Here is a 12,424-nt window from a genome sequence, read left to right on the forward strand (position 1 = left end):
ATGGCATTTGCCCCACTCTTTGAACGCCAGCGCGTCCGTTTGCTGCTGGCGTTGTTACTCGGAGCCAGCGGTACGCTGGCTTTTTCTCCTTACGGCATCTGGCCCGCCGCCATCCTCTCTCTGATGGGGCTACAGGGGTTAACCCTGAATCGCCGTCCGGTTCAGGCAGCCGCCATTGGCTACTTCTGGGGGCTGGGGCTGTTTGGTTCCGGCATTAACTGGGTCTACGTCAGTATCGCGCAGTTTGGCGGTATGCCGGGTCCGGTGAACGTCTTCCTGGTGCTGCTGCTCGCCGCCTATCTCTCGCTCTATACCGGCCTGTTCGCTGGTATCCTGTCTCGCCTGTGGCCGAAAACCACCTGGCTGCGCGTCGCCATTGCGGCACCGGTCGTCTGGCAAATCACCGAATTCCTGCGCGGCTGGGTACTGACCGGCTTCCCGTGGCTGCAGTTCGGCTACAGCCAGATTGACGGCCCGCTGAAAGGGCTGGCACCCGTGATGGGCGTTGAGGCGATTAACTTCCTGCTGATGATGGTCAGCGGCCTGCTGGTACTGGCGCTGGTCACGCGCAACTGGAAACCGCTGGTTACGGCGCTGGTGCTGTTTGCCCTGCCCTTCCCGTTGCGTTATATCCAGTGGTTCACCCTGGAGCCAGAGCGCGCAACCCAGGTTTCTATGGTGCAGGGTAATATTCCCCAGTCGTTGAAGTGGGATGAAAATCAGCTGATTAACACGCTGAAAATCTATGCCAATGCCACCGAAGCCGTGATGGGCAAATCGCAGTTAATTATCTGGCCGGAGTCGGCGATCCCTGACCTGGAAATCAACCAGCAGCCGTTCCTGAAGATGATGGACGATCTGCTTCGCGCGCGCGGCAGCACGCTGATCACCGGGATCGTTGATGCACGCCTGAACCAGCAGAACCGCTATGACACGTACAACACGATCATTACGCTCGGCAAAGACAGTAGGTACAGCTATAACTCCACTAACCGCTATAACAAAAACCATCTGGTTCCTTTTGGCGAGTTTGTTCCACTGGAGTCGATTTTGCGCCCGCTGGCACCGTTCTTTGATCTGCCGATGTCCTCCTTCAGCCGCGGTCCGTACGTTCAGCCGCAGTTGCACGCGCACGGCTTTGCCCTGACGGCAGCCATCTGCTACGAAATTATCCTCGGCGAGCAGGTGCGCGATAACTTCCGCGCGGATACCGATTACCTGCTGACTATCTCTAATGATGCCTGGTTTGGTAAGTCAATTGGCCCGTGGCAGCACTTCCAGATGGCGCGTATGCGTTCTCTGGAGCTGGCGCGTCCGCTGCTGCGCAGCACCAACAACGGTATCACCGCCGTGATTGGGCCGCAGGGGGAAATTCAGGCGATGATACCGCAGTTCACCCGCGAGGTGCTGACCACCAGCGTTACGCCAACCACCGGCCTGACACCGTACGCCCGTACCGGCAACTGGCCGCTGTGGATTTTGACCACGCTGTTCGGCTTTGGCGCGGTGCTGATGAGTCTGCGTCAGCGTCGTAAATAGCCTTACCTTCTGTTGCCGGGTGGCGGCTGCGCCTTACCCGGCCTACATTTCCATTCCCGTAGGTCGGGTAAGGCGCAGCCGCCACCCGACAATTCCCCCTAATACTCAATCTGGCACGCCTATTGCTTTGTTTATTCACGCAAACGCAGTTTGGCTTAACGTGCAACCTTGTCGCACCAGCGTAGATCATCGGTAGCACCGAAACGGTGCAACGAGAGATTTTTGCCTCTGAATGGTGCGGCGCGCTTCGCAAAAATAAACAATAACGCAGCAAAATCTTTACATTAAGCCAGACTAAATGTTAACAAGCATGCATAACACTGCACTCGCATAGCGCGAGATATAACAACATCACAATGGGTATCAATGCGTCACTGGCGCTGATAAGAAAGGAGTTGGGTATGCAATTACGTAAACTGGCCACAGCAATGCTGGTTATGGGAATGTCCGCGGGCGCGGTACACGCTGCAGACGCTCCGGCAGCAGGAAGCACTCTCGACAAGATTGCCAAAAACGGCGTGATCGTGGTCGGCCACCGTGAATCTTCTGTCCCGTTCTCTTACTACGACAACACGCAAAAAGTCGTGGGCTATTCACAGGATTACTCCAACGCCATCGTTGAAGCTGTGAAGAAAAAGCTGAACAAACCTGACCTGCAGGTGAAGCTGATCCCTATCACTTCACAAAACCGTATTCCTCTGCTGCAAAACGGCACCTTCGATTTTGAGTGTGGCTCCACCACCAACAACCTTGAGCGCCAGAAGCAGGCCGCCTTCTCCGACACCATTTTCGTGGTAGGTACGCGTCTGCTGACGAAAAAAGGCGGTGAGATCAAAGATTTTGCTGACCTGAAAGGTAAAGCCGTTGTTGTCACCTCCGGTACGACCTCAGAAGTGCTCCTGCACAAACTGAATGACGAGAAGAAAATGGACATGCGCATCATCAGCGCGAAAGACCACGGTGACTCCTTCCGTACCCTGGAAAGCGGTCGCGCCGTCGCGTTTATGATGGACGATGCCCTGCTGGCAGGTGAACGTGCGAAAGCGAAGAAACCAGACAACTGGGAAATCGTCGGCACTCCGCAATCAAAAGAAGCGTACGGCTGTATGCTGCGTAAAGGCGACGCCGACTTCAAAAAGCTGATCGATGACACCATCGCTCAGGTTCAGACATCCGGCGAAGCGGAAAAATGGTTCGATAAGTGGTTCAAAAACCCAATTCCACCAAAAAACCTCAACATGAACTTCGAACTGTCTGACGACATGAAAGCGCTGTTCAAATCACCTAATGACAAAGCTCTTAACTAATTAGAACAACAGGGGCGGGATCTCCTGCCCTCTCGATTGTCGGGAAGCATGGACAGACTATACGTTGAGTGGTCGTTCCCCACTCAGCGCGAAAATGAGCTTCTCACCAATCTTCGAGGGTAGCGCTGCTACCCTTTTTTTTCCGGAGTTTATTATGTCAATCGACTGGAACTGGGGCATTTTTCTGCAACAAGCCCCGTTCGGCAACACCACCTATCTTGGCTGGCTGTGGAGCGGCTTTCAGGTCACCGTTGCGTTATCGATAACGGCGTGGATCATCGCGTTTCTTGTCGGTTCGCTGTTCGGTATTCTGCGCACCGTTCCTAACCGTTTACTCTCTTCTGTTGGCACGCTGTATGTGGAACTGTTCCGTAACGTTCCGCTGATCGTGCAATTCTTTACGTGGTATCTGGTTGTGCCGGAACTGCTGCCGGAAAATCTTGGCATGTGGTTTAAGGCAGAACTGGACCCTAACGTGCAGTTCTTTGTCTCCTCCATGCTCTGTCTGGGGCTGTTTACCGCTGCGCGCGTTTGCGAGCAGGTGCGTGCCGCCATTCAGTCACTGCCGCGCGGGCAAAAAAATGCCGGTCTGGCGATGGGGCTCACGCTGCCACAAACCTACCGCTACGTGCTGCTGCCAAACGCTTATCGCGTTATCGTGCCGCCCATGACCTCAGAGATGATGAACCTGGTGAAAAACTCGGCCATCGCCTCCACTATCGGTCTGGTGGATATGGCGGCTCAGGCCGGTAAATTGCTGGATTATTCCGCCCATGCGTGGGAATCCTTCACGGCGATCACGCTCGCGTATGTTCTGATAAACGCATTCATCATGCTGGTGATGAACCTGGTTGAACGCAAAGTTCGCCTGCCGGGCAATCTGGGGGGCAAATAATGTACGAGTTTGACTGGAGTTCTATCGTTCCTTCCATGCCGTATCTGCTGGATGGCCTGGTGATCACCTTAAAGATCACCGTTATCGCCATCATCGTGGGTATCGTCTGGGGCACACTGCTGGCGGTGATGCGCCTGTCGAGCTTTAAACCGCTCGCCTGGTTTGCCACCGCTTACGTTAACGTCTTCCGTTCCATTCCGCTGGTGATGGTGCTGCTGTGGTTTTACCTGATTGTTCCAGGCTTCTTACAGAATGTACTGGGCCTGTCACCCAAAACTGATATCCGTCTGATCTCCGCGATGGTGGCATTCTCGATGTTCGAGGCCGCTTACTACTCAGAGATTATCCGCGCGGGCATCCAGAGTATCTCCCGTGGGCAGTCCAGCGCTGCGCTGGCGCTGGGGATGACGCACTGGCAGTCAATGCAGCTCATTATTCTGCCGCAGGCGTTTCGCGCCATGGTACCGCTCCTGCTGACTCAGGGCATCGTGCTGTTCCAGGATACCTCGCTGGTCTACGTGTTGAGCCTGGCAGACTTCTTCCGTACCGCATCCACCATCGGTGAACGTGATGGTACGCAGGTCGAGATGATCCTCTTCGCGGGTGGGGTCTATTTCGTGATTAGTTTAAGCGCGTCGCTGTTGGTCAGCTGGCTGAAGAAAAGGACTGTGTAATGATTTCCCTGAAAAATGTTTCTAAATGGTATGGGCACTTTCAGGTGCTGACCGACTGCTCTACCGAAGTGAAAAAAGGCGATGTGGTGGTCGTGTGTGGGCCGTCCGGCTCCGGTAAATCCACGCTGATCAAAACCGTCAACGGCCTGGAGCCGGTGCAGCAGGGTGAAATTCTCGTCAACGGCACCAAAGTTAACGACAAGAAAACCAACCTTGCGCAGCTTCGTTCCCACGTCGGAATGGTATTCCAGCATTTTGAGCTGTTCCCGCACCTCTCCATTATCGAAAACCTGACGCTGGCGCAGGTGAAAGTGCTTAAGCGCGATAAAAAAGCGGCGCGCGAGAAAGGGTTGAAATTGCTGGAGCGTGTGGGGCTTTCGGCTCATGCGGATAAGTTCCCGGCACAGCTCTCAGGCGGCCAGCAGCAGCGTGTGGCGATCGCCCGTGCGCTGTGCATGGACCCGGTGGCGATGCTGTTTGATGAGCCCACTTCTGCACTCGATCCAGAGATGATCAACGAAGTGCTGGACGTGATGGTCGAGCTGGCACATGAAGGGATGACCATGATGGTGGTGACCCATGAGATGGGCTTCGCCCGTAAAGTGGCCAACCGCGTGATCTTCATGGACGAAGGGAAAATCGTTGAAGACTCGCCGAAAGAAGAGTTTTTCGCTAACCCGAAATCGGAACGCGCAAAAGACTTCCTCGCCAAAATCCTGCACTAATCTTCCCGGTGCGCAATCTGCGGATTGCGCACTGCTTCACGCTTTAACGTTCTTCTTCTCGTCGGCGTCACATTACAGCGTTAACCTTGTCACAAAATAACGCTATGAATGGAGAACGCTATGGCACAACCTATCATTATCGATTGCGATCCAGGTCATGATGACGCGATCGCTCTCGTCCTTGCACTTGCCTCCCCTGAGCTTGAAGTGAAAGCGGTCACGTCATCCGCCGGAAACCAGACGCCTGACAAAACCCTGCGTAACGTGCTGCGTATGCTGACGCTGCTCAAACGCACAGATATTCCGGTTGCAGGCGGTGCCGTTAAGCCACTGATGCGTGAGCTGATTATTGCTGACAACGTGCATGGTGAAAGTGGGCTGGACGGCCCGGCACTGCCGGAGCCGGATTTCGCGCCGCAAAACTGCACCGCCGTGGAGCTGATGGCAAAAGTGCTACGTGAGAGCGCTGAACCGGTCACGCTGGTGGCTACCGGCCCGCAAACCAACGTCGCATTGCTGCTTAACAGCCATCCTGAACTGCACAGCAAAATTGCCCGTATTGTCATCATGGGCGGCGCGATGGGGTTAGGTAACTGGACGCCCGCAGCGGAGTTCAACATCTTTGTCGACCCGGAAGCCGCAGAGATTGTCTTCCAGTCGGGTCTGCCGGTTGTGATGGCAGGGCTGGATGTTACGCACCGCGCGCAGATTATGGCAGATGACATTGAACGTTTTCGTGCTGTGGGTAACCCGGTTGCGACGACGGTGGCAGAGCTGCTCGACTTCTTTATGGAGTATCACAAAGCGGAGAAATGGGGCTTCCACGGCGCACCGCTGCATGATCCTTGCACCATCGCCTGGCTGCTGAAACCGGAGATGTTCACCACGGTGGAACGCTGGGTCGGCGTGGAAACGCAGGGAAAATACACCCAGGGCATGACGGTAGTGGACTATTACTCGCTGACGGGAAATGCGCCGAATACCACGCTGATGGTGGACATCGATCGGCAGGCATTTGTGGATTTGCTGGCGGAGCGGCTGGCGTATTATTCTGCGGCCTGATGCCCTCACCCCGGCCCTCTCCCACAGGGAGAGGGAGCAAACACTAAAAACGGCAACGTGGTTGCCGTTTTGCTTTTACCTATGGCTCAAACGGCCGACGCTGGAACTGGTCGTGCCCGCACTTCGGGCACAGTGGCAGCACGTCCGGCGTATAAACGGCAATATGGTGATGACACTTCTCACATACCAGATTCCCCAGCCCCACGACCTCACCACTATGGTATACGCCGTGATGGTTCAAATCCTGAAATACCTCGCGCCACTCCAGCTGCGTTTTATCGGTGATATCCGCCAGCTCCTGCCACAGGCTCTCTTTGATCACCCGCATAAACACGCTGTCGACGACCTCGTCCTGGCTCTCTTCATAGCTACGCGCAAACTCTTCCAGGTCGCGGCGTACGGCGCGCGTCACCTCTTCGATTTCCGTTCGTGTTAACTCACCCGTTTGCGTCACCCGCGCACGAGCCTGTTCAACCAGTGCGTCGATATCACGCTCGCCGTTACGCAGTCGTTCCGTCAGTGTTGCTACCAGTTCGCGGTAAAATTGAGCAACCTTGTTCATCATTTTGCCTCCTGGGTAAGTAACTATTTCTAATAATAGACCTTATTTCATCGCCGCTTTGCCAGATGAAGCACAGACCCGGTAAATTCCAGCAAAGCGCATTTGTGCGAAAGGCTGTTTTGGCGCGGGCGTTTGGGCTATGCTATGCGGATCTGAATTACCACATCCATTGGCTACATTTGTAGCTGTATTGAAAACAGGACCACTGGCTGCCATGCAAGAGCAATACCGCCCGGAAGAGATAGAATCAAAAGTCCAGCAACACTGGGACGAGAAGCGTACCTTTGAAGTAACCGAAGACGAGAGCAAAGAGAAGTATTACTGCCTGTCGATGCTTCCCTATCCTTCTGGTCGACTACACATGGGCCACGTGCGTAACTACACCATCGGTGACGTGATTGCGCGCTACCAGCGTATGCTGGGTAAAAATGTTCTGCAGCCAATCGGCTGGGATGCGTTCGGTCTGCCTGCGGAAGGCGCAGCGGTCAAAAACAATACCGCCCCGGCACCGTGGACGTACGACAACATCGCGTACATGAAAAACCAGCTGAAAATGCTGGGCTTTGGCTATGACTGGAGCCGTGAGCTGGCGACCTGCACCCCGGAATACTACCGCTGGGAACAGAAATTCTTCACCGAGCTGTATAAAAAAGGGCTGGTGTACAAGAAAACCTCTGCCGTTAACTGGTGCCCGAATGACCAGACCGTTCTCGCGAACGAACAGGTTATCGACGGCTGCTGCTGGCGCTGTGACACCAAAGTTGAGCGTAAAGAGATCCCACAGTGGTTTATCAAAATCACCGCTTACGCTGACGAGCTGCTGAACGATCTGGATAATCTGGATCACTGGCCTGACACCGTTAAGACCATGCAGCGTAACTGGATCGGCCGTTCTGAAGGCGTGGAAATCACCTTCAACGTTGAGAACTACGATCAGACCCTGACCGTTTACACCACCCGTCCGGACACTTTCATGGGCGCGACCTACCTGGCCGTTGCCGCAGGTCACCCACTGGCGCAGAAAGCGGCGGAAAACAATCCGGAACTGGCCACCTTCATCGACGAATGCCGCAACACCAAAGTGGCCGAAGCCGACATGGCAACGATGGAGAAAAAAGGCGTTGCGACAGGCTTCTATGCTAAGCACCCTCTGACGGGCGAAGCCATCCCTGTCTGGGCAGCGAACTTTGTGCTGATGGAGTACGGCACGGGCGCAGTGATGGCGGTTCCGGGCCACGATCAGCGCGACTACGAATTTGCCACCAAATACGGCCTGCCGATTAAAGCCGTTATTCTGGCCGCCGATGGATCTGAACCAGACCTGTCCGAACAAGCGCTGACCGAAAAAGGCACCCTGTTCAACTCCGGCGAATTCAGCGGACTGAGCTTCGAAGAGGGCTTCAACGCCATCGCCGATAAACTGGCGTCCCAGGGCGTGGGCGAGCGTAAAGTGAACTACCGTCTGCGCGACTGGGGTGTGTCCCGTCAGCGTTACTGGGGTGCGCCAATTCCAATGGTGACCCTGGAAGATGGCACCGTAATGCCAACGCCGGAAGATCAACTGCCGGTGATCCTGCCGGAAGACGTGGTCATGGACGGCATCACCAGCCCGATCAAAGCCGATCCTGAGTGGGCGAAAACCACCGTCAACGGCCAGCCTGCGCTGCGTGAAACGGACACCTTTGACACCTTTATGGAATCTTCCTGGTATTACGCGCGCTACACCTGCCCGCAGTATCAGGAAGGGATGCTGGACTCCAAAGCCGCAAACTACTGGCTGCCAGTGGATATCTACATCGGCGGTATCGAACACGCCATCATGCACCTGCTCTACTTCCGCTTCTTCCATAAGCTGATGCGTGATGCGGGCCTGGTGAACTCTGATGAACCAGCTAAGCAGCTGCTGTGTCAGGGTATGGTTCTCGCAGACGCATTCTACTACGTTGGCGCGAACGGCGAGCGTAACTGGGTTTCTCCGGTTGATGCGATCGTTGAGCGCGACGAGAAAGGCCGTATCGTGAAAGCGAAAGACGCCGAAGGTCATGAGCTCGTTTACACCGGCATGAGCAAGATGTCCAAGTCCAAAAACAACGGTATCGACCCGCAGGTGATGGTTGAGCGTTACGGCGCGGATACCGTGCGTCTGTTCATGATGTTTGCCTCTCCGGCGGACATGACCCTGGAGTGGCAGGAATCCGGCGTTGAAGGCGCTAACCGCTTCCTGAAGCGCGTCTGGAAACTGGTTTACGAGCACACCTCTCAGGGTGATGCGCCAGCACTGAACGTTGCCGCACTGAGCGAAGATCAGCAGGCGCTGCGTCGTGATGTTCATAAAACCATCGCGAAAGTGACCGATGATATTGGTCGTCGTCAGACCTTCAATACCGCAATTGCGGCTATTATGGAACTGATGAACAAGCTGGCGAAAGCCCCGCAGGATGGCGAGCAGGATCGTGCCTTAATGCGTGAAGCGCTGCTGGCCGTGGTTCGTATGCTGAACCCGTTCACGCCACATGTCAGCTTCACCCTGTGGCAGGAGCTGAAAGGCGAAGGTGATATCGACAACGCACCGTGGCCTGTGGCTGACGAATCCGCCATGGTGGAAAACACCACCCTGGTCGTGGTGCAGGTTAACGGCAAAGTGCGCGGTAAAATCACCGTGGCTGTCGATGCAACCGAAGAGCAGGTTCGCGAGCGCGCAGGTCAGGAACATCTGGTTGCGAAATATCTTGAGGGCGTTACCGTACGTAAAGTGATCTACGTACCGGGTAAACTGCTGAATCTGGTCGTTGGCTAAGCGCGGGAGGAAACGTGCGACAACTGGCAACAATACTCTTATCTCTGGCGGTGCTTGTCACCGCTGGTTGTGGCTGGCATCTGCGCAATACCACGGCAGTGCCTGCTCAGATGAAAACGATGATCTTCGACTCATCCGATCCGAATGGACCGCTTAGCCGGGCAATTCGTAACCAGCTGCGCCTGAATGGCGTTGAGCTTATCGAGAAAGGAACGCTGCGCCAGGATGTACCGTCTCTTCGCGTTCGGGGTATGAGCCTGAGCAAAGATACGGCGTCTATCTTCCAGGATGGCCGTACCGCTGAGTACCAGATGGTGATGTCGGTCAGCGCTTCAGTGCTGATTCCGGGCAAAGACATTTACCCGATCAGTACCAAAGTCTACCGTTCGTTCTTCGATAACCCGCAAACTGCACTGGCAAAAGATGCCGAGCAGCAAATTATCATTAACGAAATGTATGACAAGGCGGCGGAACAGCTGATCCGTAAACTGCCAGGCATTGCCGCGTCGACGAAACAAGGCTCTGACATCACCGAACAACCGGATGCCAGTACGCCTCCTGTTTCTACCTCAATGGGTAACTGATGATCAGGTTGTATCCTGAACAACTCCGCGCGCAGCTCAATGAAGGGCTGCGCGCGGCGTATCTGTTACTCGGAAACGATCCGCTGTTACTTCAGGAAAGTCTTGATGCCGTTCGCCAGGCCGCGGCGACTCAGGGCTTTGATGAGCATCACACGTTTCAGATCGATAACAACACCGACTGGAATGCCCTCTTTTCGCTTTGTCAGGCGATGAGTTTGTTTGCATCACGCCAGACCATTCAACTCCTGCTGCCGGAAAATGGCCCCAACGCCGCTATCAATGAACAACTCGCCACGCTGGTCAGCTTGTTACACAGCGATCTTCTGTTAATTGTTCGCGGCAATAAACTCACCAAAGCACAGGAAAATGCGGCCTGGTTTACCCGGCTTGCGGCCAACGCGGTGCTGGTCACCTGCCAGACGCCAGAACAGGCGCATCTGCCCAAATGGGTGGCGGCGCGAGCTAAACAGCATAATCTCCAGTTGGATGATGCCGCGAACCAGCTGCTTTGCTACTGCTATGAAGGCAACCTGCTGGCACTGGCCCAGGCGCTGGACCGTCTTTCTCTGCTGTGGCCGGACGGCAAGCTGACGCTACCGCGCGTGGAGCAGGCAGTTAACGATGCCGCTCACTTCACGCCATTCCACTGGGTGGATGCACTGTTGTCAGCGAAGAGTAAACGCGCCCTGCATATTTTGCAGCAGCTGCGGCTTGAAGGCAGTGAGCCCGTCATTCTGCTGCGCACGCTTCAGCGCGAACTGCTGCTGCTGATTAATCTCAAGCGCCAGTCCGCCCATACCCCGCTGCGCGCGCTGTTTGATAAACATCGCGTATGGCAAAACCGCCGGGCAATGACCACCGAGGCGATAAACCGCCTGAGCCATGAACAGCTGCGCCAGGCAATACAGCTTCTGTTGCGTGCCGAACTGACGCTGAAACAGGACTATGGTCAGTCAATCTGGGCAGAGCTGGAAAGTCTTTCCCTGCTGCTGTGCCACAAGGCGCTGGCAGACGTTTTTATCGATGGATAATATGCACTCTTTACAGGCACTGTATGGCGGTACGTTCGATCCGGTACATTATGGGCACCTGAAGCCGGTTGAAATCCTGGCGAATCTGATTGGCCTGCAGCGCGTGATCATCATGCCGAATAACGTCCCGCCGCACCGCCCTCAACCAGAGGCCACCAGTGAACAGCGTAAAGAGATGCTGTCCCTGGCCATTGCGGATAAGCCCCTTTTTACTCTTGATGAACGCGAGCTGCGCCGCGATACCCCTTCCTGGACTTCGCAGACGCTGCAGGAGTGGCGCGCCGAACAAGGCCCGAAGAAACCGCTGGCGTTTATTATCGGCCAGGATTCTCTGCTTAACTTCCCCACCTGGCATCAGTACGAAACCATTCTGGATAACAGCCATTTGCTGGTTTGCCGCCGTCCGGGCTACCCGTTGACCATGCGCGAAGAACAGCACCAGCAATGGCTCGACGCACACCTCACCGACAATATAGAAGATCTGCATACTCTGCCCGCCGGGAAAATCTATCTTGCCGAAACACCATGGTTTGATATTTCAGCGACCATTATTCGTGACCGCCTGCAACAGGGTTTAACCTGTGACGATCTGCTGCCAGCATCGGTGCTGGAATATATCCGCCAGCATGGGTTGTATCAGAAAAGTGCAGAGGCATAGCACTGACGCAGGAAATCGCGCCTTATTGATTATCCTGCCTTGACAGGTTAAGCCATACTGATATCCTCCGCTGCCAGACTTTCCCGCCGATCATTGCTTTACAGAAATTGTTTTACAAAAATGGCGATGCAATCTCAGGCGGAGGGTGGGATGATACCCGCCTTCAAAAGCCCGGCCGGTGACATTTGTCCCGACACAGGCGTCAGTTCAGGTATACTGTCTGGCTACAAACTCACAGAAGCACTATTTCATTCACCCAGGGGGAAAACTTGCAGGGTAAAGCACTCCAGGATTTTGTTATCGACAAAATTGATGACCTGAAAGGTCAGGACATCATTGCTATCGACGTTAAGGGTAAATCCAGTATCACCGACTGCATGATTATCTGCACCGGTACTTCTACGCGTCATGTTGTTTCGATTGCCGACCATGTTGTTCAGGAATCGCGTGCAGCAGGGCTGTTACCGCTTGGCGTTGAAGGTGAAGCGACCGCTGATTGGGTGGTTGTTGATCTCGGCGATGTGATTGTCCACGTCATGCAGGAAGAGAGCCGTCGCCTGTATGAGCTGGAAAAACTCTGGGGTTAATGC

General features: G+C 54.9%; 12 protein-coding genes. 11 read left to right on the forward strand and 1 reads right to left on the reverse strand.

Features of this window, described 5'->3' with window-relative positions; translation table 11 throughout:
- The 6 genes from lnt (at position 1) to rihA (ending at position 6,202) form a co-directional block, all read left to right on the forward strand.
- Positions 1-1,539: an apolipoprotein N-acyltransferase gene (lnt, locus tag ABGB15_RS14975; protein ID WP_215722853.1), complete on the forward strand. Its 1,539-nt coding sequence runs from the start codon at positions 1-3 to the stop codon at positions 1,537-1,539.
- 401 nt (positions 1,540-1,940) lie between these two features.
- The gene (locus ABGB15_RS14980; protein WP_152083860.1) at positions 1,941-2,846 is read left to right on the forward strand and encodes an amino acid ABC transporter substrate-binding protein; all 906 of its coding nucleotides are present in this window, start codon (positions 1,941-1,943) and stop codon (positions 2,844-2,846) included.
- A gap of 154 nt (positions 2,847-3,000) precedes the next feature.
- On the forward strand, positions 3,001-3,741 hold the full coding sequence (locus ABGB15_RS14985) for an amino acid ABC transporter permease (protein ID WP_152083859.1): 741 nt from the start codon (positions 3,001-3,003) through the stop codon (positions 3,739-3,741).
- Entirely contained in the window at positions 3,741-4,415 is a 675-nt protein-coding gene (gene gltK, locus ABGB15_RS14990; RefSeq protein WP_152083858.1) for a glutamate/aspartate ABC transporter permease GltK, read from the forward strand. The genes ABGB15_RS14985 and gltK overlap by 1 nt, the downstream gene beginning before the upstream one ends.
- The gene (locus ABGB15_RS14995) at positions 4,415-5,140 is read left to right on the forward strand and encodes an amino acid ABC transporter ATP-binding protein (protein WP_152083857.1); all 726 of its coding nucleotides are present in this window, start codon (positions 4,415-4,417) and stop codon (positions 5,138-5,140) included. Before gltK ends, ABGB15_RS14995 begins: the two co-directional genes overlap by 1 nt.
- A gap of 120 nt (positions 5,141-5,260) precedes the next feature.
- Positions 5,261-6,202 carry a pyrimidine-specific ribonucleoside hydrolase RihA gene (gene rihA, locus ABGB15_RS15000; protein ID WP_215722847.1) on the forward strand — a complete coding sequence of 314 codons (942 nt, stop codon included), beginning with the start codon at positions 5,261-5,263 and terminating at the stop codon, positions 6,200-6,202.
- 79 nt (positions 6,203-6,281) lie between these two features.
- On the opposite strand, the gene ABGB15_RS15005 is transcribed toward rihA, so the two are convergent.
- On the reverse strand, positions 6,282-6,764 hold the full coding sequence (locus tag ABGB15_RS15005) for a zinc ribbon-containing protein (protein ID WP_215722852.1): 483 nt from the start codon (positions 6,762-6,764) through the stop codon (positions 6,282-6,284).
- A gap of 214 nt (positions 6,765-6,978) precedes the next feature.
- On the opposite strand from ABGB15_RS15005, the gene leuS reads away from it, so the two are divergent.
- The 5 genes from leuS to rsfS all read left to right on the forward strand — a co-directional run bounded on the left by leuS (position 6,979) and on the right by rsfS (position 12,421).
- A complete protein-coding gene (gene leuS, locus ABGB15_RS15010) occupies positions 6,979-9,561 on the forward strand; it encodes a leucine--tRNA ligase (RefSeq protein ID WP_152083855.1) in 2,583 nt (860 codons plus the stop codon).
- A 14-nt stretch (positions 9,562-9,575) separates the two neighbouring features.
- Positions 9,576-10,145 carry an LPS assembly lipoprotein LptE gene (gene lptE / locus ABGB15_RS15015; RefSeq protein ID WP_215722846.1) on the forward strand — a complete coding sequence of 190 codons (570 nt, stop codon included), beginning with the start codon at positions 9,576-9,578 and terminating at the stop codon, positions 10,143-10,145.
- Positions 10,145-11,176: a DNA polymerase III subunit delta gene (gene holA / locus ABGB15_RS15020; protein ID WP_152083853.1), complete on the forward strand. Its 1,032-nt coding sequence runs from the start codon at positions 10,145-10,147 to the stop codon at positions 11,174-11,176. Before lptE ends, holA begins: the two co-directional genes overlap by 1 nt.
- Positions 11,169-11,834, forward strand: a complete 666-nt coding sequence (nadD, locus tag ABGB15_RS15025) for a nicotinate-nucleotide adenylyltransferase (protein ID WP_215722845.1) — start codon at positions 11,169-11,171, stop codon at positions 11,832-11,834. Before holA ends, nadD begins: the two co-directional genes overlap by 8 nt.
- A 269-nt stretch (positions 11,835-12,103) precedes the next feature.
- Positions 12,104-12,421, forward strand: coding sequence for a ribosome silencing factor (gene rsfS, locus ABGB15_RS15030; RefSeq protein WP_003858696.1), 318 nt, complete (start codon positions 12,104-12,106; stop codon positions 12,419-12,421).
- Positions 12,422-12,424: the final 3 nt, after the last annotated feature.

Origin of the sequence: Enterobacter sp. MALB-1 (assembly GCF_041021625.1) — a bacterium.
GTDB lineage: Bacteria > Pseudomonadota > Gammaproteobacteria > Enterobacterales > Enterobacteriaceae > Enterobacter > Enterobacter oligotrophicus.

What these genes read in the sequence shown, in the direction of transcription:
- ABGB15_RS14995 (WP_152083857.1), top strand. Translation starts at nt 4,415, where the DNA reads ATGATTTCCCTGAAAAATGTTTCTAAATGGTATGGGCACTTTCAGGTG.
- ABGB15_RS14985 (WP_152083859.1), top strand. Translation starts at nt 3,001, where the DNA reads ATGTCAATCGACTGGAACTGGGGCATTTTTCTGCAACAAGCCCCGTTC.
- holA (WP_152083853.1), top strand. Translation starts at nt 10,145, where the DNA reads ATGATCAGGTTGTATCCTGAACAACTCCGCGCGCAGCTCAATGAAGGG.
- lnt (WP_215722853.1), top strand. Translation starts at nt 1, where the DNA reads ATGGCATTTGCCCCACTCTTTGAACGCCAGCGCGTCCGTTTGCTGCTG.
- nadD (WP_215722845.1), top strand. Translation starts at nt 11,169, where the DNA reads ATGGATAATATGCACTCTTTACAGGCACTGTATGGCGGTACGTTCGAT.
- rihA (WP_215722847.1), top strand. Translation starts at nt 5,261, where the DNA reads ATGGCACAACCTATCATTATCGATTGCGATCCAGGTCATGATGACGCG.
- ABGB15_RS15005 (WP_215722852.1), bottom strand. Translation starts at nt 6,764, where the DNA reads ATGAACAAGGTTGCTCAATTTTACCGCGAACTGGTAGCAACACTGACG.
- leuS (WP_152083855.1), top strand. Translation starts at nt 6,979, where the DNA reads ATGCAAGAGCAATACCGCCCGGAAGAGATAGAATCAAAAGTCCAGCAA.
- ABGB15_RS14980 (WP_152083860.1), top strand. Translation starts at nt 1,941, where the DNA reads ATGCAATTACGTAAACTGGCCACAGCAATGCTGGTTATGGGAATGTCC.
- gltK (WP_152083858.1), top strand. Translation starts at nt 3,741, where the DNA reads ATGTACGAGTTTGACTGGAGTTCTATCGTTCCTTCCATGCCGTATCTG.